Annotated in this window: 26 protein-coding genes; 9 read left to right on the top strand and 17 right to left on the bottom strand. The window is 60.9% G+C overall.

Going from position 1 to position 18858, the window contains the following annotated elements; genetic code table 11:
- Positions 1–11: 11 nt before the first annotated feature.
- From ACWKWX_RS31095 to ACWKWX_RS31045, 11 genes are all read right to left on the bottom strand, one after another.
- Positions 12–584: a terminase small subunit gene (locus ACWKWX_RS31095; protein WP_483829769.1), complete on the bottom strand. Its 573-nt coding sequence runs from the start codon at positions 582–584 to the stop codon at positions 12–14.
- 406 nt (positions 585–990) lie between these two features.
- A complete protein-coding gene (locus tag ACWKWX_RS31090; protein ID WP_483829768.1) occupies positions 991–1464 on the bottom strand; it encodes a Gp49 family protein in 474 nt (157 codons plus the stop codon).
- Positions 1457–1972 carry a hypothetical protein gene (locus ACWKWX_RS31085; protein WP_483829767.1) on the bottom strand — a complete coding sequence of 172 codons (516 nt, stop codon included), beginning with the start codon at positions 1970–1972 and terminating at the stop codon, positions 1457–1459. The genes ACWKWX_RS31090 and ACWKWX_RS31085 overlap by 8 nt, the downstream gene beginning before the upstream one ends.
- Positions 1969–2517, bottom strand: a complete 549-nt coding sequence (locus ACWKWX_RS31080; RefSeq protein ID WP_483829766.1) for a lysozyme — start codon at positions 2515–2517, stop codon at positions 1969–1971. Before ACWKWX_RS31080 ends, ACWKWX_RS31085 begins: the two co-directional genes overlap by 4 nt.
- A complete protein-coding gene (locus tag ACWKWX_RS31075) occupies positions 2514–2753 on the bottom strand; it encodes a hypothetical protein (protein WP_483829765.1) in 240 nt (79 codons plus the stop codon). Before ACWKWX_RS31075 ends, ACWKWX_RS31080 begins: the two co-directional genes overlap by 4 nt.
- A 501-nt stretch (positions 2754–3254) precedes the next feature.
- Complete coding sequence (locus ACWKWX_RS31070) at positions 3255–3539, bottom strand: hypothetical protein (RefSeq protein ID WP_483829764.1); 285 nt, start codon at positions 3537–3539, stop codon at positions 3255–3257.
- Between the two features lie 39 nt (positions 3540–3578).
- Positions 3579–4748 carry a bacteriophage antitermination protein Q gene (locus ACWKWX_RS31065; protein WP_483829763.1) on the bottom strand — a complete coding sequence of 390 codons (1170 nt, stop codon included), beginning with the start codon at positions 4746–4748 and terminating at the stop codon, positions 3579–3581.
- Positions 4735–4965 (bottom strand): TraR/DksA C4-type zinc finger protein, encoded by a 231-nt coding sequence (locus tag ACWKWX_RS31060; RefSeq protein WP_483829762.1) that lies wholly within the window; start codon positions 4963–4965, stop codon positions 4735–4737. The genes ACWKWX_RS31065 and ACWKWX_RS31060 overlap by 14 nt, the downstream gene beginning before the upstream one ends.
- Positions 4958–5221, bottom strand: coding sequence for a hypothetical protein (locus ACWKWX_RS31055; protein WP_483829761.1), 264 nt, complete (start codon positions 5219–5221; stop codon positions 4958–4960). Before ACWKWX_RS31055 ends, ACWKWX_RS31060 begins: the two co-directional genes overlap by 8 nt.
- A complete protein-coding gene (locus ACWKWX_RS31050; protein ID WP_483829760.1) occupies positions 5214–5525 on the bottom strand; it encodes a hypothetical protein in 312 nt (103 codons plus the stop codon). The genes ACWKWX_RS31055 and ACWKWX_RS31050 overlap by 8 nt, the downstream gene beginning before the upstream one ends.
- On the bottom strand, positions 5518–6123 hold the full coding sequence (locus ACWKWX_RS31045; protein ID WP_483829759.1) for a hypothetical protein: 606 nt from the start codon (positions 6121–6123) through the stop codon (positions 5518–5520). The genes ACWKWX_RS31050 and ACWKWX_RS31045 overlap by 8 nt, the downstream gene beginning before the upstream one ends.
- Positions 6124–6270: 147 nt before the next feature.
- On the opposite strand from ACWKWX_RS31045, the gene ACWKWX_RS31040 reads away from it, so the two are divergent.
- Both ACWKWX_RS31040 and ACWKWX_RS31035 read left to right on the top strand, forming a co-directional pair.
- Positions 6271–6936, top strand: coding sequence for a helix-turn-helix domain-containing protein (locus tag ACWKWX_RS31040; protein ID WP_483829758.1), 666 nt, complete (start codon positions 6271–6273; stop codon positions 6934–6936).
- Positions 6937–7238: 302 nt separating this feature from the next.
- Positions 7239–11009 carry a plasmid replication protein, CyRepA1 family gene (locus ACWKWX_RS31035; RefSeq protein WP_483829757.1) on the top strand — a complete coding sequence of 1257 codons (3771 nt, stop codon included), beginning with the start codon at positions 7239–7241 and terminating at the stop codon, positions 11007–11009.
- 428 nt (positions 11010–11437) lie between these two features.
- Here ACWKWX_RS31035 and ACWKWX_RS31030 read toward each other — a convergent pair whose 3' ends face one another.
- Complete coding sequence (locus tag ACWKWX_RS31030; RefSeq protein ID WP_483829756.1) at positions 11438–13036, bottom strand: protelomerase family protein; 1599 nt, start codon at positions 13034–13036, stop codon at positions 11438–11440.
- 618 nt (positions 13037–13654) lie between these two features.
- Between ACWKWX_RS31030 and parA the strand changes: the two genes are divergently transcribed.
- From parA to ACWKWX_RS30995, 7 genes are all read left to right on the top strand, one after another.
- A complete protein-coding gene (gene parA / locus ACWKWX_RS31025; protein WP_483829755.1) occupies positions 13655–14299 on the top strand; it encodes a ParA family partition ATPase in 645 nt (214 codons plus the stop codon).
- Positions 14296–14595 carry a hypothetical protein gene (locus ACWKWX_RS31020; protein ID WP_483829754.1) on the top strand — a complete coding sequence of 100 codons (300 nt, stop codon included), beginning with the start codon at positions 14296–14298 and terminating at the stop codon, positions 14593–14595. The genes parA and ACWKWX_RS31020 overlap by 4 nt, the downstream gene beginning before the upstream one ends.
- Positions 14596–14678: 83 nt before the next feature.
- Positions 14679–14834 (top strand): hypothetical protein, encoded by a 156-nt coding sequence (locus ACWKWX_RS31015; protein WP_483829753.1) that lies wholly within the window; start codon positions 14679–14681, stop codon positions 14832–14834.
- Positions 14831–15220 carry a hypothetical protein gene (locus tag ACWKWX_RS31010; protein WP_483829752.1) on the top strand — a complete coding sequence of 130 codons (390 nt, stop codon included), beginning with the start codon at positions 14831–14833 and terminating at the stop codon, positions 15218–15220. Before ACWKWX_RS31015 ends, ACWKWX_RS31010 begins: the two co-directional genes overlap by 4 nt.
- Complete coding sequence (locus ACWKWX_RS31005; RefSeq protein ID WP_483829751.1) at positions 15217–15348, top strand: hypothetical protein; 132 nt, start codon at positions 15217–15219, stop codon at positions 15346–15348. Before ACWKWX_RS31010 ends, ACWKWX_RS31005 begins: the two co-directional genes overlap by 4 nt.
- Positions 15345–15665 carry a hypothetical protein gene (locus ACWKWX_RS31000; RefSeq protein WP_483829750.1) on the top strand — a complete coding sequence of 107 codons (321 nt, stop codon included), beginning with the start codon at positions 15345–15347 and terminating at the stop codon, positions 15663–15665. The genes ACWKWX_RS31005 and ACWKWX_RS31000 overlap by 4 nt, the downstream gene beginning before the upstream one ends.
- A gap of 87 nt (positions 15666–15752) precedes the next feature.
- The gene (locus ACWKWX_RS30995; RefSeq protein ID WP_483829749.1) at positions 15753–16109 is read left to right on the top strand and encodes a hypothetical protein; all 357 of its coding nucleotides are present in this window, start codon (positions 15753–15755) and stop codon (positions 16107–16109) included.
- A 58-nt stretch (positions 16110–16167) separates the two neighbouring features.
- Here the strand turns inward: ACWKWX_RS30995 and ACWKWX_RS30990 are convergent, their stop codons facing one another.
- From ACWKWX_RS30990 to ACWKWX_RS30970, 5 genes are all read right to left on the bottom strand, one after another.
- Positions 16168–17178 (bottom strand): phage late control D family protein, encoded by a 1011-nt coding sequence (locus ACWKWX_RS30990; RefSeq protein WP_483829748.1) that lies wholly within the window; start codon positions 17176–17178, stop codon positions 16168–16170.
- Between the two features lie 8 nt (positions 17179–17186).
- Entirely contained in the window at positions 17187–17399 is a 213-nt protein-coding gene (locus ACWKWX_RS30985; protein WP_483829747.1) for a tail protein X, read from the bottom strand.
- On the bottom strand, positions 17392–17775 hold the full coding sequence (locus tag ACWKWX_RS30980) for a phage tail protein (RefSeq protein ID WP_483829746.1): 384 nt from the start codon (positions 17773–17775) through the stop codon (positions 17392–17394). Before ACWKWX_RS30980 ends, ACWKWX_RS30985 begins: the two co-directional genes overlap by 8 nt.
- Positions 17776–17777: 2 nt before the next feature.
- A complete protein-coding gene (locus ACWKWX_RS30975; RefSeq protein ID WP_483829745.1) occupies positions 17778–18323 on the bottom strand; it encodes a glycine zipper domain-containing protein in 546 nt (181 codons plus the stop codon).
- 236 nt (positions 18324–18559) lie between these two features.
- The coding region (locus ACWKWX_RS30970) for a hypothetical protein (protein ID WP_483829744.1) at positions 18560–18858 on the bottom strand (299 nt) is incomplete at its 5' end.

Below are 18858 nucleotides of genomic sequence, written 5' to 3'. Positions count from 1 at the left end.
GAGCCCACTCGTCAGCCGTCCGCCTCGGCGGGGCTTTCACCGTCTTCGATAGTGTCGATATCGAGACTGCCAACTTGAGCAGTGAGCTCTTGTGATCTTTGTTCGAGACGGTCGGCAGTAGACGCGCGGATCCGCCGCATCTCGTCAAATAGCTTTGCTCGGATTTCGGCAGGGTCATCGATTACCGCCAGGTCGCTTGCCAGGCGGCTCGCCACAGCGTCGAGCTGCGTCGCATAAACCGCCGCAATGGTATTCAGGAAGAACACGACCCCATCGACCGGCACCAGACGGGAGCGGGCGAGGTCGATTTCGATTTGCAGCTTTTCTCGGCGCGCTCGCTTGAGGAGGCGATCCTCAGACTTGGCACCGCCACCCGGGCCGTCCTCGTCCTCGTCGTCGCCGATCTCATTCCGTAGCGCTTGCGTGATGAGCCACTCGATGGCCCGTTGACTGTCGATCTGTAGAGGGTTGCCCTTGCCACCTCCTCCGGCGACAGGGAGCCCGTCCTCGATGAGTTTGCTAACCCACCGCTCGGATTTCCCGATCAGGTCAGCCAGCTCCTTTCGGCTGATGATCTTGCCCATTGGTAGAAAGGACCTCGACGGTTAAACGCATAAACGTAAAAACGCTATTAGTCCTTTGCGTTTTTACGTTTTTGCGCTTTTGCGGGAATACGCAAAGCCGCGCCGCACTTGGCCTCACGGTCAGGTGGGTCGCTTGGCGGCGGGCTTCGGGTATTGAAGAAGGGACTGAAAAAATTCAGTCAGACACGCGCGAACGCGGCGGTGTTTCGCCCCGTGAGAGGCCCCCCGCCGGGGGAGGACCCAAAACGTCTGGCCGCACCATGATGGTGCATCAGGCCGACCGGGCGGCGTCCGGACGGATCCGGCTGCCCCTCCAGCAGCTCACGCGCTGCCGCCTCGAGGAAGCTCTCCAACTCCTCGGGCTGCAGGTCCTCAGGATTGAGGACCTGCACTCTGCGCACCTGGCTCACTGCGACGCCCCCGCATCCGGCGAGCCAAGGTGGCGATGCTTCTCTGCCCAGTCAGTAGGCGACAGTAGCTCGGGCTTGCCCGACTCTACTGACACGCCCAGGACCGAGCGAATCTGATGCAATGCGGCGCTGGCCTTGTCCTGGCGAACCTCATGCAGCGCCTGAGAGAGGCGGTAGCCCTCGTGCTGCCAGATGGCGTCGCGAGCCAGGTCTCGGGCCTTGCTGATAGCGCGCTCGATCCCAAGCGCTACATTGAAGTTTGCAGGGTCAGCCGAGGCGGCTTGGCCAGTGGCCAGAACGAACCCACTCGGCAGGATGGCCACCGCCTGCGTGCAGGTAGTGCCCTTGATAACGCGGGTGTCATAGGTGACCGTAGCGAGGATCTCCTCGACCATTGCCAGCGTTACACGAGGACCAGGAAGGCCCAGGCTGGCGAGGATTTTCTCGAAATTCTGATCGGCTTCACTCATTTCCCGGGCTCCCTTTTCCATTGTTTACTTTGGCGTGAGTCTCACGCACCCACTGTTGCAGCTTCGTCAGCTGGTTACGGGTGGCGTGGCAAGTGGTGTAGTTGTCGGCGATGACTCCGGTTGCGGCAGAGAGCGCAACTCCTGCGGGTCCTGCATCAGCAGGCTCGGCGGGTCCGGGAAGTACATTTGCGGCGGCGGCGTCGTGCAGCCGGACAAAACCGCGAGTAAGAGTGCAGGCTGCATCAGCTGCCGGAGTGACATAGACGGGAACCTCTTTGGTGATGGTCTTGCCGATCTTGTAGATGACCCGGTCGCGGTCGACGTACTCAGTGACCACAACGTCGCGCACCGTGCCGACTGCCTGGCCCTGCTCGAAGGCGTCGCGCAGTTGTTTGATCTCGAGATCCTTGGCCGCTCGAGTCTCGTACCACGAGCCGAACAGGCAGCCGGCGCAGAAAATCATCGCGGCGCAGATGAGTCCGAGCAGCCAAGTAGTAAATCTATTCATTGAGCCACCAGAAAGAGAGAGCGCTGCACCTCGCGGCGCCTGGGGATGCCCTGGCAGTTGCTCGCCGGGATTCGACAGTCAAGGCCAGCGACGAACGTCCATCGCCGGAACTGCTCAGCAGCGGCCGACCACTGGCCAGCGATCGCTAGCCGGTACATCGTCGACTTGGCGAAAGCCGTTGCCCCGACGTTGTAGACAAAATCGGCCATAGCGATCTTTTGCCAGATCGTCGCCTTGGGAACGGTACGCATGACGAAATCGACCGCGCCGCCCATATCGCCCTGCAGGTATGCAGCGCACTCGGCAGGGGTAGCCAAATCGCCGCGACGCACGCCTTTCGTGTGGCCGGTGCAAATCGTCCAGACGCCGCCCGTGTCGGGGTAGGCCTCGTAGACTGTGCCCTCCATTTCAGGCGTAAGGATCATCAGACCCGCGATAATGGCGGCGCGCTCGACCGGCGCTGGCAGCCCCGTCTCGTTGACGGTGAATCCTGCCGCCGCAAGCGACAGCGTGACGGCTGCAATGATTCGCTGCACGAGGGTCATACAGCAGCACCCCGCGCCTTTTCGCGTCGCTCCTTGACGTATCGAGCCAGGGGCAGCACCCACTTACTCATCACGAAATGAACGATCAGCAGGCCGGAATAGGCAGCCGCCAGAACATAGGCCCAGTCCAGGGCCGTCAGGCCGCCGATCATAAAGCCCGCCGCGAGGGGAGCGGCCTTGGCGGCCTCGGTCCCGAGCGAGACATTCGCGGCAGTGGTAACGACTTCCTTGCCCATTCGCGGGCCTCCAGAAACGACAAAGCCCCGCTCGATGGCGGGGCTCAGAAAATGGTGGCCAGGCTTTCCTGGCGGCCGGAAACGAAAAAGCCCGCAATTAAGCGGGCTTTGTTGTCGGTTTATGACAGAGTGGATATATTGCCTAGATTATCTAAATTCTGCAATACCCTAGCGCAAAAAAAAACGCCTTTACGTTTTAGCGTAAAAGCGTTTTTGCGTGTCCGGCTAGAACATTGGCCTGTCAGGAAGGGCGCCAGGGTAGAGCAAATTAATCCGGACCTGCAGGCGATGAGTCTTGGCCTGCAGCCGCCTTACCTTCGGCTCGATGAGGTTAAAGCAAATGCTGCAGCGGCATACCTCGGGCGCCAAAGTGAGGCGCCTGGCTCGCTTCAATAGGCGCCGTAGCCTTGCAAGCATCCAGCGCTCGCGAATCTCGCGGAGCGTCCCAGGAATTGAGAACATAATCTACCCTTACGTTTTTGCGCTTTTGCGTTTATGCGCTTATGCGCTCCGGCTCTCGCGCATCCAGCCCGCGACAGCCCCCTCGAGTGTTGCAAATCCTGTATCGGCGAATCCGCAGGCCTTGCAGCCATAACCCCACTTTCCGGCGACCTGTATGAATCGCGGATAGTTGCCATTCCGGCAACCATGGCGGGGTAGCGTGTCGTCGTTGACGAGATCCCAGGACATCCGCGCGCGAGCCTCGTGGATGGCGACGTCGCCCCGAGCCTTGCACTCGGGGCACATCATCATCAGGCGAGTCGTCGCGGTGTCCTTGCGCAGCACGGGAGCGGTTCCGCAGTGAATACAGGTCATCAGTCGAAACTACTTGGGCTCGACGAATCGCTTGCCGAGCTCGAGCACGAGTCCCCGCCCGACCAACTGCCGCTGTAGTCCCTCGAGTCGTCGCTTGACCCGCTCAAAGGGCTCGACCTGCAGATCTCCTCGGTCGCATTCTGCGCAAGGCTCAGCGCGAATAGTCCATTTGGGTTGGCCGGGTGCAGGGGGTCGTACAGCGGTACACCCGCAGACGACGAGGGAGCCGCCTGGGAGGAGCTCGCCGGATACGAAAAGGACAGCGGCCTCGGCTGTTTCGAGTCCGAGGCCAGTGGTTTTTTTCGCGCGAAGCGCCGTTTCAAAGCCTGAATCAAGCTTGCCATCATCACTCTCCGGGCATACGCCGCGACCATCAATAACAAAATCGAAATCGCCCAGGGCTTTAGCCAGGGCCTCTAAGGCGTCTCGGTCGAGTCTCTCAACCTGCTCTGCGTAGAGCCTCCACCGAGGCGCCCATTGCACGTCGAAGTTGCCGCGCTTCACCTGCAGCAACTGCATCAACTTCTCGCTGTCGTGAATCTCGCGGCCGCTATTCATCCGCGCTTTCCCGGCCTGCGTTGCGAGGTGGGCGAGGGCGCGAATGTTCTTCAACGTCTTCGCCTGGACCTTGCCGAACAGCGGCTCGGCGCGCTTCCAAAGCGCCACGACTGCGCCCTGCTCGTCATCCCACTCGCGCGAGTCGCCGTAGGCGTAGCGCAACCATTGGCCGTACTCAGGCGCCAAGGTGCCAATGGTCTTGATGACGTGGGCGTCCTGATACGCAAACGGCCCCAGCAGCACAGCCCCTTTCTTCTTGGGGCGCGTCTCACTGGCATGCAGGCGTGTCGTAACGCGCTTGAGATCCTCGGCGCCACGGGTCTTGCGGTCCTCATCGGTCAGCCCTGCAGGACGGCAATCGCGCGTGCCCTCGGTCGTGTAGGGCGTCGGCCCCGGGTTGTCGCGATCCTGGGCGAACTGCGAGCCGAGGTAGGAAGCAAGCACCAGATCCCGCATAGAGCTGATGACCTGGGCATCGATGAGCCGGCGAGCAGAGCGAGGCGCCCTGGCCACCGGACGGTGCGCGACTGGCTCGTCGACCAGAACGAACGCCGGGCCACCATGGGGGAGCGGGGAGGCGTCGCCAGACCAGCCGAGGGACAGCGTTTCACGGGCGCCCATGGGTCACCCCTCGAAGCTCAGTCAGCGACTGGCAGAGCGTGCAGAGCGTTACGCCTGGCACCGCCACGCGGCGAGCAGCAGGGATCGGGGCGCCGCACTCACAGACATCGGCCGAGATGGCCAAGGGGAGCTGGGCGAGACGGCTCAGGCGTACAGCGGCGAACGCATCGGCGGCCTTGAGCTGCAGGTCGGTCGCGAAATCGCATTCGTCAGCCATGGCAATAAGCTCCCTTGTTGATATTTTCGGCCACGTTGATGACCCATTGCGACGCGAGCTCGGCGTTGAGAGCGGCGAAATTTCGCTCGAGAGCCTCGGCGCTTGATTGCTGGTGATGCTGGATGATGATGCGACCCCGAAAGCGCAGCTCGGAACGGATGACAAGCTCGGGATGGTTCGGCTGCTCGCGGTGCTCATTGACCAGCAGCACGACAGCGCCTGGCGGGAATTTAAAGACCTTGAGCCAATCAGCCATGCCACACCTCCGGCAGAGGCTTGTGGCTGGTCAGGGCTTCAAAGGCGCCCGGGTCGCGCTCCATCAGCTCGAAGGCGCGGTGCAGCAGGTTGACCACGACCTCGATCTCCTCGGCGCCAGTCTTGGCGACGATGGCCTCGAGGCGTTCGCTCGTGCCCTTGTAGATCTCGCCCTTGAGCTCGCGCATTCCGAGCGCTTCGGCGCGCTCCCGCTTGCGCTCCTCGGCCGCCTGCTGGCGCTTGCGGTCCTGCTCGCGGATCTTGTCGGTACGGGGCGGGCGCTGGCGCTTAGATGTCTCAGCCACGGCGCACCTCCACGACGGTCGCGAATGGTCCTTGCGACAGGGTGATGCCAGCACCAGCGGCGAGTGCCGACAGCTCGCCCAGGATCGCGCCAGCAGCCTCGAAACCCTTCTCGATCATCTCGGCTGCAGCGCCACGATCGTCGCGGCAATAGCGGCCGTCCTCGGCAGGCTCGGCGGCCGCCTGGAAAAACTCGGCGCACTCGATCATCACTTGAGCGATACGCGCTCGGGTCGACTCAACGCCGTTGACAGCGCGCAGATCAGGGCGGGCCACTGGCAGCATCCCGGCCATGATCTGCAAATCATTTTTGATTTCGGTGCGGAACGGTTCGTCGACGCTATTGATCCAAGCCCATTTCCATTCAAGCGGGAAGGGCTGCGAGCCGTTAAATAGGCGATCTACACGTTGCCGCCAGGCTTTACGGCCCTTGGTGAAGGCGTCGCCGTCCTGGGGCGCCGGAGTCGCCTCGATCAGGCCAGCGGCCTCGAGGGCAGGGGCGAGACGGTCATGGGCGAAACGCTCCATGGACATTTCGGAATTTTGGAACCATTTCGCGGTATGGCCGAGCACGATCTCGGTTTCGGTGCTGTGCTGCATATCAGGTTTCTTTCTCGGAATGCGGGGGAAGTAGATATGTCTACATTCTCGATATACAGAGAAAAAAATGCAAGAGAATCCCTTTATACAGAGTGGATGTCTACGGCATCCAGAGAGGACAATAGGAGCAAGGAGGACCATGTCCATATGAGAAAGCCAATCACCATCGGCCCGGCCATTACGCGGCGTCGACAAGCGCTCGGCTGGACGTTGCAGCGCGTATGCGATGAGACTGGGGGCGCCCTTTACACCGGCTACCTGAGTGACATCGAAAAAGGGAAATCCATTCCCTCAATTGACAAGGCTCATGCTGTCGCGGCTGTCCTTGGAACAACCATCGACCAACTCATCGCCGAAAGCACCAACGGGACCACCCCGCTTGCGCCGACAGAGCACGCCACTAGATCGCCAGTCGTACCATGGGATCAGGCAGCACAATGGGCCAAAGCCCCTGATATATCAAGGCTTCCAAGCGGTACGCCGTGGGAAGTCCCCCTCGACAGCAAGAGCCCTCGCGGGTTCTTTTTGCGTCTGTCAGATGAGTCTATGCACGCGCCAGCGGGGCCAGCTTTCCCGAATGGCTCGCTGATCTACGTCGACCCGGACCTCGAGGCCCAGGTCAACGATTTCGTCGTCGGCTATGACTCAGACCCGACCGCGCCGACCTTCAAAAAGTTTGTAAAGCACGGTTCGCAAAGCTACCTGCAGGCACTCAATCCGCAATTTCCAGCATTGCAAATTGATGGAAATTTTCAGGTGATTGGGGTAGTGATAGGGATGACGATGAGAACCTCGAGGGGGCTCATTCGATAAACAGAGACAACTGTTTCACTGAATAGAGAGAAACGGATAGACTAGCGCTCGACCGCTAGCTTTTTCTTTTTTCGCGCAAACGCAAAAAGGCCGGGGTTACCAGCCCCGGCCTTTTCGCTTGGCTCCCCCATTACGGGCGAACCTGCCAACCTGATTTGATTGTTTATGACTGTTTTAGCGGGCAGTCACAAACGACAGGCGGACGATGAGAATACGTCTACAACGTCGCCAGTTTAGGTCTGTGGTGGGGGGAGTCAAGCTTATGCGTTTTTGCGCTTTTGCGTATTTACGCAAGGGGCACCATGACGGATAAGAAGCACCAGAACGCCTTAGCAGCGTTCTATCAGGAACGATTCCACTCCCGGCCCGAAGACCTGGCCGACTATTGCTATGGCGACATTTCGTCGATCGCGGCAGAAGTCGGGCTCGATTGGTCTTCGATTTCCAATGGCGTGAGATTCACGGCAAACGCGGAATTGTCGAAAGTCGGCGGCAAAATTGGCGCGACCGACAAGAAGCACAAAGGCAAGCTCATGGCCTGGGCCGATGAGCGCGAGGTCGAGCTCGATGACGGCTCTAAGCTCAAGCTGCCTTTCCTCACCTTCAACCACAACAACACGACGATCGGCTCCAGCCATTGGAGCGGATGGCAGGCCCTGCTCGAGCTGTTCCGCGTCCAGGGCGGTAAGGTTCCATCGGCCGAGCAAGTTAAGTGGCGCGAAGCGCAGGAAACCCGGGCCGCCGAACGTGCCCGGCGCCAAGAGGAAGCAGAACAGCTTGAGCGTGAGTCTCACGCACGCAAGATCGCAGAGCGCGACGCTTTCGAGGCGGCATGGTTCAAAGGCGGGCGCCACGAGTTCCCGATCCTCTCGCGCGGCAAGCCCGCCACGGGCTCGGTCGAAGTCCTGGGCGAGGAGGACGGCTCGGCGCCTTACCTGCAGGCGAAACAGATCGGCGACATCGCCAAGGCTTGCCGCCTGCAGCGCATGCGCGACCGAGGCGGCGAGTTTACTGCTCTGCCACTGTTCGACATCCATGGCCAGTTCGGCGGCGTGCAGCGCCTCTATGCTGACAAGAAGCTGCAGGGCACCGGCGTCCAAATGGACGGGCTGCATTTCATTATCGGCGACCTCGAAACAGCGGATCGGATCTACAGCGCGGAAGGCTTCGCCACCGGCGCCAGCATCTACCTCGCGGAACAGGCAGCAGGTAAAACAGTTGCCGTGATTATCACGCTCAGCGTTGGCAACCTCCTCAAGGTGATAGCGCGGTACAAGCGCCACCGGCCCGAGCTCAAGATCATCAACGCGGCGGATAACGACCAATGGAAGCGCACCGGCAACGCCGGGGCCCTGGCCGCCCTCGAGATCCACCGCGACCACGGCTATCGCGCCATCTTGCCCGACTTTATTTTTGCAGGCATGACCGAGGAGGAGATCTCCGAGGCGCGCCGCACCGGCAACGGCCCGACCGACTGGAACGACTTTCACATCCGCCACGGCCTCAAGGCCACCGCGAAGGCCCTGCGCTCCCACGCCTCGCTCAAGGCTGAAAAGGACTATTTCGCCTATTGCCTGCAGCGCGTTATGGCTGGCAGCACGACCGAGGAGGCGCCAGCCCTCACCGCCATCGGCGCAGGCATGATGCTCGCACCGATCAAGTTCGGTACAAAACAGGTCATTTCGCTCGTCCTCAAAGCGCTCCCGGCTGGCTTCTCCGGCAACATCTTCAAGATCAAGCGCCGGGCCTTGTGGCTCGCCAAAATCAAGCTTTCAGAGGCCCAGCAGTTGCGCGGCTTCTCGCCGACCGCCCTGGCCCGCCCAGGTATCCGTCACATCAAAATCAAGGGCATCCGCGCCAGCCACGGCGGCACGCTGATCCCGAGCCACGTTGCCGACCTCGTCGAATCGCTCGAGGGCTGCATCATCGTCCGATCGCCAATGGGCAGCGGTAAAACCGACAACCTGATCGGCCCGGTGATGCGCAACTCGAAACGCGCCGGCTATCTGGCTCACCGCATCACCCTCATGGACGACGCGGCGAACCGCCTGCAGATCCGCCATTACTCGGACGTCCTGGCTGTTGAGATGCGCGACGTCACACACATGGCCTGCTGCGTAAACTCGATTACCAACTCCCGTTTTTACAGCACCGCAACCGACCGCAACTGGTTCACCACGCTCGATACACTCTGCATCGACGAGGCAAGCCAGGTTATCCGCCACGTCACCAGCGGGCCAGTAGAGGGGCCGGTCCGGGTGATGGACACCATGCTCGAGGCGATGGCCAAGGCTAAGCGTGTGCTGCTCTGCGACGCCGATGCAAACGACTCGGTAATCAGCCTCTGCGAGGAAGCTTGCCCAGGCTCCCCGATCACTATCATCGAGATCGAAGGCACCATGGATCATGTCGCGGTGCGCTTCGGCGACGGCGACGAGGTCTGGCAGAAGGCCCTCGAGCTGATCCATGGTGGCAAACGTGTCCTCGTGGCCAGCGACTCCGCAGAGAGCGCAAAGCGCCTGGCCGTCCTCGCCTTGGAGAAAAACCCCGACCTGCGCCTACTGCTCATTTTCCGCGACTCTAAGTCAGATCCGGCGGTCGAGGCCTTCCTCGCCAACCCGAGCGATGAGGCCGTCAACTATGACGTGCTGATCTACTCGCCCGCGATCAGCTCCGGCGTGTCGATGACTCGCCCACATTTCGAGCACCATATCGGCCTTTTCAGCGGCAACACCGTAGGCCCAAGTGACGCCGTGCAAATGCTTCGCCGCGACCGTACCGCGCGTAGCTACCTGATCGGCATTGGGCACAGCAACGTGCAGCGCGATACCGACCGCGAGGCGATCTATCGCGGCCTTGTGGCGGCAGATGAGGTCGCCTGCTCGTTCGAGGAAACCACGGACGAGATCCTGCTACGCCGCAAAAAAACCGCGTTCGATGAGCTCTACCTCTCGTGCGTCACCAACGAGAACCGAGCTAAGAACAATTTTGCGAATAACCTGCTGCTGATGCTCTACGCCGATGGCTATCAGGTCTCCCGCATGGATGGCGACGCGCTGCTCGCAAAGCTGTCCCGCACCAACCGCAAGCGCGCTGGCGAGCTGGTATTCGCCCAGCGCCTCGAATTGATCGAAAGCGTCACCACGCCGACCGAGGAGGAGTTCGCCCGGTTGAACCGCATGGAGATCCGCAGCGAGGCCGAATCGGCCCGCGTTGACCGCTTCCAGATCGAGCACCAGTTCGGCGTTGAAACCATCCGCGCCGACGACGTCGCTTTCTATGACGACGGCGGGATCTCGAAGGTGGTAGCCCTTGAGCTGCTCCAGGCCGACGAGGCACAGGCTCTCGCCTTCGATAAGGCGCAGCGCAAGTCAAAGGTAACCTTAACCAAAACACGCTTTAAAACGCCTGTCAGGGCCTTCCTGCGCGATGTCTTCGAGATCCTCGGCGTTGACCCAATGACCGGAGAGGGTGAGTTCACCTCGGCAGCCTGCCGCCAGGTGCTGGCCAAGATCACCGCGACCCAGGCCTCGGCGGAAATGTACAACGCTCTGCGCCTGGGCAAACTGGTCAAGTTCGGCGCCAAGCGCTGCTGCGCGACTACCGTCGTGCAATCGATCCTGCGCCGCCTCGGCCTCGACGTTTCGAAACGCAAGAGCCGTGGCCAGCACCTCTACTGCATCAACCCCGAGCACTGGTCCTTCATCACGGGTTACGTCAAAAACCGCGCCGCTGCTGGCGTTCACTCCCTGGCCACGCACGAGCACCCGTGCCCGCACGAGCCCCGCCTCGCGGTTGAAACCGTCGAATCGGCCGTTATCCTCGATGCGGGGGATACTTTGCAGAGTGTTGATATAGCACCAGATGAAAAGTATCCCTCGCTGCAGATCCGCGAACGCATCTACGCCGCCGCCCGCTCTGCCTTCGATCCCCTCGGTAATTCCTTGTCACAATTGATTGAGGCCCTGAGGCCAGAGATCGCCAACGGGTTCGCCAGGGAGGGGGCTGATGGCACCATGATCCGGTTCATCCTGCAGCACGCAGACCGTGCGCTCGCGTCGGTCGAGGCCTGATGGGTGGTGACCATTCGTCGGGATAAGTAGCCCGCGTTACTGGTGGCGACTGGCCTTTATGACAGCTCGTCACCATACGGCTACTCGGATCGAAGCAAGGGGTTTAAACTGTACGAGCATACAGGCATCAAAAAGCCATTAGTCACAGGAGGGACTTAGCAGCATGCACCAGTTGGACAAAATCGACGGGGCTACAACGGCCTTGCGAAGGATTGACGCTCTACTCGGCATGATCTTGCAGGTTGGGCCAGACGCCCAGCTCGGCCAGGTCATGGAGGTGAATAGTTTGATACGAGATGAAGTGATGCGGACGCTATCGATCCTCGAGGAGGAGGGTGATTTCGAGAGCGCCTGCATAGAAGTAGGGCCGGGACCGTCAGCGGTTTCGCCTACAGCGCCAGCCCATGGAGGGGCAGCGGTGGTAACCCTTAGGCCTTCTCAGCGAGGCTAAAGGCCTCCCGCAATGCTGTCATGCGGTCCGGACTCTTGTGAGTCGCGACCTCAACCCCGTTAACGCTGGCCACTGCAACCCACTCACCGTCGTCCGTCTTGTGCGATGTCATGTGCGGCTTCGCCTTGGCCACCACGGCGGGAACTTCGGCGACCGCGTTTGCGGCGTGCGCCGGTACTCCCAGGGCATCCGCTGCGATCTCCAAGTATTCTTTGATGTTTGGCCGGTAGCTGCCGACGTTGACCGAGATAGCCCTTTGATTGATCTTGGCGAGGGGATCCGCCTCGATCGCCGATTTAACCCATTCATGGATTCGCTCGAGGCCCGCCCGGCCTTTGATTTTCGGGTGCTCGTCTAAGGTTTTCAGTCCCTCGAGGCGGCTCGCGAACTTGTGAGCGGCGGCCTTTGGCTGCTCGTCCTCATAGTGAATTTTGAACTGCTTATAGCTTTCCTGGGTCTCGAGATCCTCATGCCCGAGCATCTCGCGCCAGAACACCTCGGCGCTCTTTTTCGCCCAGCGGGCGTCGTGTTTGAAATGGGTCTCGAACATGATTCGCGCCCAGATCGCGCGGGTATCCTTGAAAACCCGGCTCTCATCGTTAAAGGTCCGTTTCGCGAGCACGTTGAGCGTCTTCGCGGTGCGGCGGTTCACCTCGGTCGCATCCATGCCCTGCAGGCTGGCGCCCTCCGGCAGTGACCGCAGGCGCTCGATCGCGGAGAGCACCACGTCGGCCGCGACGAGGGTATAGATGCGATAGCTCGAGCCGTAGTCGACGCCAAGGCGCTGTTTCGCCTGGCCGCTGAACTCGAGCTCGAATTCGCCGACCTTCTTAAACCGGCCCTGAGTCAGGACCTCGAAGGCCCGGCGCCCGGTGGCCATGGCCACGCCTAAGGCGAGGTGCGAGAAAGTGCTCGAGGAGAGCATCTCGGCAGCGGTGGCCACGTACCAGTGATAGCCGATGTCGATCGTGTTGAGGGCCTTCTCCTCGAGGATCGTGGCTGCATGGTCGGCCATCTGGTCGCGGGTAACCGATGGTAGGTTCAAGTGGCGCATGATCTCGTGGTCGATCTTCATCGCTTTCACGTCGAGATAAGCCGCCTCGTTGCCGTCGCGCTTGATCTTGTCCTTGAGGGCCTTATAGGCCAGGCGCAGGGGGACGATGTCCGTCATTTCCGCCATGGAATGCAGCTCGGGCGTGTACTCCGGGTGACGCTTGGCCATCCGTCGACAGGTCTCCTCTATCGCATGGTGCCGCCAGTTTTGGGCCTGTACCGCGTTGCGCAGCCTGGTCAGGTAGCGGCGATAGCTCGAGGCCTTGAGCTTGTCCTCGGGCGCCTTGCGGCCGTCCTCGTAAAGCTTCGTTTTGATTCGCTTGGCAAGGCGCGCGATGCGCTGGGTTTTATCGGCGCGACTGGTGCTCTCGTCGTTGTCGATCCTTTCGACCTCCTCAATCATCCATTTGATGATGTCGCCCAGGACGACCTTTTGACGGACTTGCCCGCCGTAATTGCCGTAGCCCGATTCCGGATACTCGAGCGGCGTGCGTGCCTCCTCGATGCTCTTTGCTGTGACCATATCCCACCTCCAAGTGCATACACTAATAACCCTAGCAGCAATTATACAACAGTCAAGACATACACATCAAGCCCTCTCTACCGCAACATACACATTTAGCCCTCTCTCATAGTGTATGTCACTGGTAGAGAGGGCTTAGTGTGTATGCACATTTCCGCATTCTATACAGTATAGAATGCGGAAATGTGCATACACACTAGGCCCTCCCATTAGTAGGGCTTGGAGTGTATGATAATACAGGGGTGGATATGTATGTGTAGGAGGGTTTTTAGTGCATGGATGCGATACATACACAACTAGCCCTCCTATTAGTCATGGCCTTGGACTGGCACCAATCAAAAATGAGGGACAGCACCCAGTCAGGCGGCAGAGGAGCCAACGAGGCCCCAAGGGAAAGCCCATACACGTAAGGACCACCATCGCCCAGCTGAGCGCGCTACAGGGCTGCAGAGCCCTATTTACGGGGAAAAGGAAAGGAGCGAGAAAGGACGCCTGCCTATCGGCAGGCATTGTTTATTAGGGTGCGGTGCGGCCGCCATCAATAAAGACGTAAAAACGTATTTGCGCTTTTGCGTTTTTGCACATAAAATCACGGCGTACTCATTGAGGAGCACCATCATGGCAGCAAGAGTTTTTGCATTTCTTTGCGAGAAAGGAGGCGCTGGCAAGTCGACCGGCGCAACTAATGTCGCCTCTTACCTTGCCCGACAGGGAAAGCGCGTTCTAATCGTCGACCACGACCCGCAAGCCTCGGCCTCGACATGGTCTAGCTTCATCCACGAGAACAACGGCCCAGGCGAGATTGCCGTCATCGTGATGAAGAAGCTGCAGCGCGACCTGCGCAGCGTTTCGCACGGCTTCGACTACGTCATCATTGATGGCCAGCCGATCACCGACGCGGTAACAGTTGACGCGATCAAGGTCAGCGAGCTCGTCATCATCCCAGTCCGCCCGAGCGGCTTTGACGTATGGGCTGGCATCAATACTGCCGGACTTGTGCGGGAGCGCCAGGCGCTAACAGACGGAACGCCAGAGGCCCGGATTCTCGTCTCCCAAGCGATTGTGAATACCGTGATGGCCCGCGACGTGGCCGAGTCGCTCGAGAGCTACGAGCTCCCATTGATGGAAAGCCGAACACACATACGGGTCGCATTTACCGAGGTGGCCAGCACAGGAAAAAGCGTTATGGACCTACCACCAGACAATGAGGCGCGCCTCGAAATCGAAGCGATCGCCCGCGAAATTTTGGAGATCTTGGGATGAAAAAAGGCGCAATCAGTATGCCGCCTCCGGCCGAGAAACGCGCCGGGGACATCCGTGCGACAAAGGCCCTTAACGAGGAAAAGAACGAGCGCATCTATTTCCTTGGCCCTGCCGTTTATCAGCAGGGGCTCAACGAAATCACCAACTTGGCGCCGAGCAGGGCGACACACAAAGCCCTGCTCATGGAAGCCATGGATGACCTTTTCAAGAAGTACGCGGCGGGCGAAGGGCGGCAGGAAATACCAGACCTGCAGGAACTTACCCGCCGACTGGAGAACCTTGGCTGCCTCGATTAATCGCGACAGCAGAAAGGAGATGCCCAGGCGCGGCGGCAACCGCTCCTGGGCTGAACAAAGTAAAACCCTAGAGAGGTGACACTATGTCCGCCACGGACTATACCATGCTGCTCGCTTTGCCCCTAAGCCAGATCAACCGCCCCGACTACAGGAAGTTGGTCGACCAGTTCGCCGGAGAAATCGCCTCCCCCTGCATCGCCGAGGGACTCAAGAAAGCTTTGGGGGAGCCAGCAAAATGAGCACAAACGCCGAAATAATCGAGGACTTCGCCCAAGAGCTGGCCACCTGGCTCGGCGAAGACTTCCGCGACATCGACATGATCGACCACTACCTCGAGCGAGTGACTCCAGTTAACCCGCGTGCGGCCGAGATCGCCTCCAAGGTCGCCGACCTTATGAGCCCGGTGCTCGAGCAGCTGCGCGCCGCGAGCGTCGACAACGCACTCAAGGACCACCAGCTCGCGAGCTGCAACGCCGAGTTTCGAAACTTGGCCGACTACATCCTAGCCATACCGTCGCGCATGCCGAAAATTGGCACTGCGCACACGCAAGGCGAGCTGCTCGCCTGGCTCGAGCGCGAGATCAAATCCGCCCCCATGGGTCGCAGCACGAGGGGACGCCGATGAGCCGCCCGTCCTCGAGCGAGGCCGAGAGCATCCTCGGCATGATGTTCGGCGCGATTTGCTTCGCGGTAATCGTCCTCTACAGACTCTACAAAAACGCCAAAGCCAAACAGGAAGGAACCCAGCAATGACCGCTCACGATCTCAGCAAATCCCAGCGCCTCAGCGACCTCGAGCTCTATGAGCTAATCGTCGCGGCCTACCCTGAAAAGTTTGGCGCCCGTGAGGAGGCCGGCGACGATCTTTGGGACGAGGTCACGGACTTCGTCGACGAGCTTTGCGGCGAGATGGACGAGCATAGTCTGCGCGGGCTGCTAGGCCGCCTCGTCATGCTCTCTATGCCCATGCGCGGGATTGGTGGCGAGCTCTCGCACGTTCTCGGCACCGTCGAGATCCTCAACGAAACAGCACATATGCTCGCCGCCGTGCGGCGCCCACTGGCCCAGTAACGCAACGTGTAGACAGATCCACAAGCCCGCCCATTCGGCGGGCTTTTTGTTACCCTGCGCGCCTCACGAAATGGAGATCCGCGCAGCATGAAAGCAAAGCCCCTCGCCATCGGCGCCGCAGTCGCCCTCTTAGTCGCCCTGGGCATCAATGACCTGCGCAACAAGGACGCCAACGCCCTCGATCGCGCACACGACCGCGCCGGCCTGCAAGTCGACTGCTCAATCGTCAAGATAGACGGCCGCAAATGGGGCGCCTGCCGCTACAAGAACGGCGCACCTGCTAGCGCCTGGCTCGAGCGCGACGACTCTTGGGTCGCGGCCAACGGCAACGCGCTCAAAGTCATTGACCGCCTGAGCATGGTATCGGACCGAGAGGGGCTGCCAGCCCTCGTGCAGGACCTGGCCAAGCCGCCCGCCATGCCCGCCAGCGTGTTCGAGCGATAAGCCCGGACGCCAGAAACGAAAAAAGGCCCCACCGCCGCGAGGCAGTGGGGCTTTTTTATTACGCACTGGGGTAGGTCGCCTCGATAACGCATCGGTATCCCTGCTGCCGGCTACCGCTCTCTGTCACCTTGTCTATTGACCACTGACCCCGCACATAGCTTGGCCAGCTACCATCGAGCTCGATCAAGCCCTCGGCCGCGAACGCTGGATTGCCAGGCGCATCGATACGCAAGCGAGCCGCCTCGCGCTTGGCCTTGCGCAGAGCGCCCTCTCCCGCCGCCTTTGCCTCAGCCTCGTTCTGGTAGCGTTGGCGCTCCCGCTTAAAAGGCTCCTGGCCGGTCTCGACGATACACTCCTTACCCGAGGCACCGTCCCACCAAACAGTTTTGCAGCCCTTGAACTTGACCCGGCTGTCCTCGTCCAGGGAGGCATTGATAAACGAGCTCTCCCCCGGGCGATTGTTGTTGGTCACCGAGAGAGTTTGCACAGGCAGCGTCTTGCCGCTCAACGACTTGAGTTGACCTCGGCGACCCATCACATACAGCTCATTGATCGGCTTGGTAACCGCGTCGTATTTCTTCGCGATCCGCGTGAGGAAACCCATGTCGGTCTCATTGGACTGATCGACATGATCGACCACCATGGCATCGAGCTCCGGCGCGATGCGCGGGGAAAACCCGTGGCGCCCGGCCAGCTCTCGAAAGATCTCGCCCAGCGTCGTAGGCCCGTAGCTCGCCGAGCGGCGCTCCTTGAACTTGGTCTCGTCGGCGACCTTGAACGGCGCCGCCGTGGCCACAATCCGCAGCTGGGGAGGGTAAAGGTTTGGCGTAGTGCGCGTGACGATGAACTCGCCCACGTCGAACAAACCAGTCTCCTTGTAGCCGCGCCGCAGACCGATTTTTCCATCGACACTTGGCAGGCCCTCGAGGCCATTGATGTCAATCGTAAGCTTGATCTGATCCGACTCAACGCCAGCGGCGTCGACATGCTCCCAATCAATCAGCCGAGAGTTGATAAGGGCCGCATTGGCCCCGGTCACCTCCACGGCCGGCGTAAATCCAATCGCCATAACTCACCTCAATCCCATGCACTGATCGGCGCCGAGACGGTCGCCCGCTCCTCGAGCTCCGGAAGAAACACGCGCAGGCCACCAGGCAGCGCTGGCCCATGATCGGCCAGCCCCTTGTTGAGCAGCCAAAATGCCTCTTCGGCCTCGTCGTCCGAACGACCAAGCTCGCGATAAAGCACCAGATTCGCGGTATCTCCCGCGATGGTTCTCACGCTACGCATTGACGAACTCCTCGAGCTCGAGCGTCCACTCGATAAGCGTCGCCGTGCCGTCATCGATGACGCGGCGCTGCTCCTCCTGAACGCCCATCATTTTCCATCGACCCCAAACCCGCCCTATTCCGTCAACCATCACATATGGCGCCCTAGCGTTCGCCATGGCGCGCAAAGCGTCGAGCTTGTCCATGCCTGCGCCCCACTGGGTTTTTCCCGACAGGCGCAGCGTCTCGAGGTCCTGGCCGGTATTCTGCGAAAAGGGCTTGCTTGCAATGATGTCCATATTCGACCAGCCCCCCGACGTCTTACGACTCAAGGTCTCATAGGGGAAGCCACTCCCCAGGCCGAACACGAAATCCCCGATGGCCATTTGCTGGGGCATCGTCAACTACTCCCGTCAGATAGAGATGCACTGCGCCGCTCGGCCAACTGCCCGCCGCCCATATTCGGGGCGCCCAGGAGCTCGGCTTTCAGGCGCGCCATGATTTGGTCAATGAGTTGCTGGTCATATGCAGGAAGGCCGGTAGGCGTCAGGTGAATAACCGGCGCAAAAACCGTCTCGCTCGGCTTCTTGTCAGGCGCCGACGCGGCCACCTCCTTAGCCGTCGCATCAGGCGATTTAAGCTTGTCGAACAGACTACCGAGACGCTCACCAATCCATTCACCAATCCCGCTACCCGCAAGCCCCCCAACGGCTCCACCAACAGCCGTGCCGATGCCCGGGAGAATGGCCGTGCCGATGGCAGCGCCCATGCTCGCGCCCGCAAGCGCGCCACCCATTCCACCCACCGCACCGCCCACCTTCTCCGTATTGCCCTCGGCCAGACCCTCGGCAGCCGTAACGGCGCCCGAGACCAGCATCAAAGGCGTCGCCAGTCTGCCAGCCAGCTTGCCAACTGGCGCCGCCGAGGCCGCCGCCTTCCCCAGCATGCCAGGAGCCTTGGAAACGCCTGCAGCCGCAGCGGCGGCACCTGCAGCACCACCAGCACCTGCAGCAGATGGAAGCGCTAGCCGAGGAGCCCCAGGAGCTATTGCCGCTGCAGCCGGCGCCAGTGACGACGGAATAGGCCCGGACGGAACCAGTGTCAGCTTTGGCGGAACTCGAGGAGCCTGGCCCGCTGCAGCCGGCGCCAAGGGCGATGGAGCGAGCCCGGGCGGAACTAGCGTCAGCTTTGGCGGAACTCGAGGAGCCTGGCCCGCTGCAGGAGGAGCAGCGCTACCAGGCATTGGCACGGTAGATAACGCGCCCTGCACCGATCCAAAAGCCCCACCGGCAAGCCCGGCAGCCCCCAGCACCGCAGCAACCGGCGCCATGACCTTTCCGCCTGCAGCCGCCAGGCGCGCGAGACGCCCTGTGCGAGCCGCGCGAGCACCTGCAGCAGCACCGCCGCCCTTAGATCGCGCAGCGCCGCCCGCGCCGGCCGCCCCAGACCCGCCACCGACCCGGCCAAGCGTTGCATTGAGC

The organism is Pseudomonas imperatae, assembly GCF_057128625.1.
This window is presented reverse-complemented; position numbering and strand designations above follow the sequence as displayed.

Coding starts and splice junctions, on each gene's coding strand:
- ACWKWX_RS31095 (WP_483829769.1), bottom strand. CDS start 584: ATGGGCAAGATCATCAGCCGAAAGGAGCTGGCTGACCTGATCGGGAAA.
- ACWKWX_RS31090 (WP_483829768.1), bottom strand. CDS start 1,464: ATGAGTGAAGCCGATCAGAATTTCGAGAAAATCCTCGCCAGCCTGGGC.
- ACWKWX_RS31085 (WP_483829767.1), bottom strand. CDS start 1,972: ATGAATAGATTTACTACTTGGCTGCTCGGACTCATCTGCGCCGCGATG.
- ACWKWX_RS31080 (WP_483829766.1), bottom strand. CDS start 2,517: ATGACCCTCGTGCAGCGAATCATTGCAGCCGTCACGCTGTCGCTTGCG.
- ACWKWX_RS31075 (WP_483829765.1), bottom strand. CDS start 2,753: ATGGGCAAGGAAGTCGTTACCACTGCCGCGAATGTCTCGCTCGGGACC.
- ACWKWX_RS31065 (WP_483829763.1), bottom strand. CDS start 4,748: ATGGGCGCCCGTGAAACGCTGTCCCTCGGCTGGTCTGGCGACGCCTCC.
- ACWKWX_RS31060 (WP_483829762.1), bottom strand. CDS start 4,965: ATGGCTGACGAATGCGATTTCGCGACCGACCTGCAGCTCAAGGCCGCC.
- ACWKWX_RS31055 (WP_483829761.1), bottom strand. CDS start 5,221: ATGGCTGATTGGCTCAAGGTCTTTAAATTCCCGCCAGGCGCTGTCGTG.
- ACWKWX_RS31045 (WP_483829759.1), bottom strand. CDS start 6,123: ATGCAGCACAGCACCGAAACCGAGATCGTGCTCGGCCATACCGCGAAA.
- ACWKWX_RS31040 (WP_483829758.1), top strand. CDS start 6,271: ATGAGAAAGCCAATCACCATCGGCCCGGCCATTACGCGGCGTCGACAA.
- ACWKWX_RS31035 (WP_483829757.1), top strand. CDS start 7,239: ATGACGGATAAGAAGCACCAGAACGCCTTAGCAGCGTTCTATCAGGAA.
- ACWKWX_RS31030 (WP_483829756.1), bottom strand. CDS start 13,036: ATGGTCACAGCAAAGAGCATCGAGGAGGCACGCACGCCGCTCGAGTAT.
- parA (WP_483829755.1), top strand. CDS start 13,655: ATGGCAGCAAGAGTTTTTGCATTTCTTTGCGAGAAAGGAGGCGCTGGC.
- ACWKWX_RS31020 (WP_483829754.1), top strand. CDS start 14,296: ATGAAAAAAGGCGCAATCAGTATGCCGCCTCCGGCCGAGAAACGCGCC.
- ACWKWX_RS31015 (WP_483829753.1), top strand. CDS start 14,679: ATGTCCGCCACGGACTATACCATGCTGCTCGCTTTGCCCCTAAGCCAG.
- ACWKWX_RS31010 (WP_483829752.1), top strand. CDS start 14,831: ATGAGCACAAACGCCGAAATAATCGAGGACTTCGCCCAAGAGCTGGCC.
- ACWKWX_RS31005 (WP_483829751.1), top strand. CDS start 15,217: ATGAGCCGCCCGTCCTCGAGCGAGGCCGAGAGCATCCTCGGCATGATG.
- ACWKWX_RS31000 (WP_483829750.1), top strand. CDS start 15,345: ATGACCGCTCACGATCTCAGCAAATCCCAGCGCCTCAGCGACCTCGAG.
- ACWKWX_RS30995 (WP_483829749.1), top strand. CDS start 15,753: ATGAAAGCAAAGCCCCTCGCCATCGGCGCCGCAGTCGCCCTCTTAGTC.
- ACWKWX_RS30990 (WP_483829748.1), bottom strand. CDS start 17,178: ATGGCGATTGGATTTACGCCGGCCGTGGAGGTGACCGGGGCCAATGCG.
- ACWKWX_RS30985 (WP_483829747.1), bottom strand. CDS start 17,399: ATGCGTAGCGTGAGAACCATCGCGGGAGATACCGCGAATCTGGTGCTT.
- ACWKWX_RS30980 (WP_483829746.1), bottom strand. CDS start 17,775: ATGCCCCAGCAAATGGCCATCGGGGATTTCGTGTTCGGCCTGGGGAGT.
- ACWKWX_RS30975 (WP_483829745.1), bottom strand. CDS start 18,323: ATGCTGGGGAAGGCGGCGGCCTCGGCGGCGCCAGTTGGCAAGCTGGCT.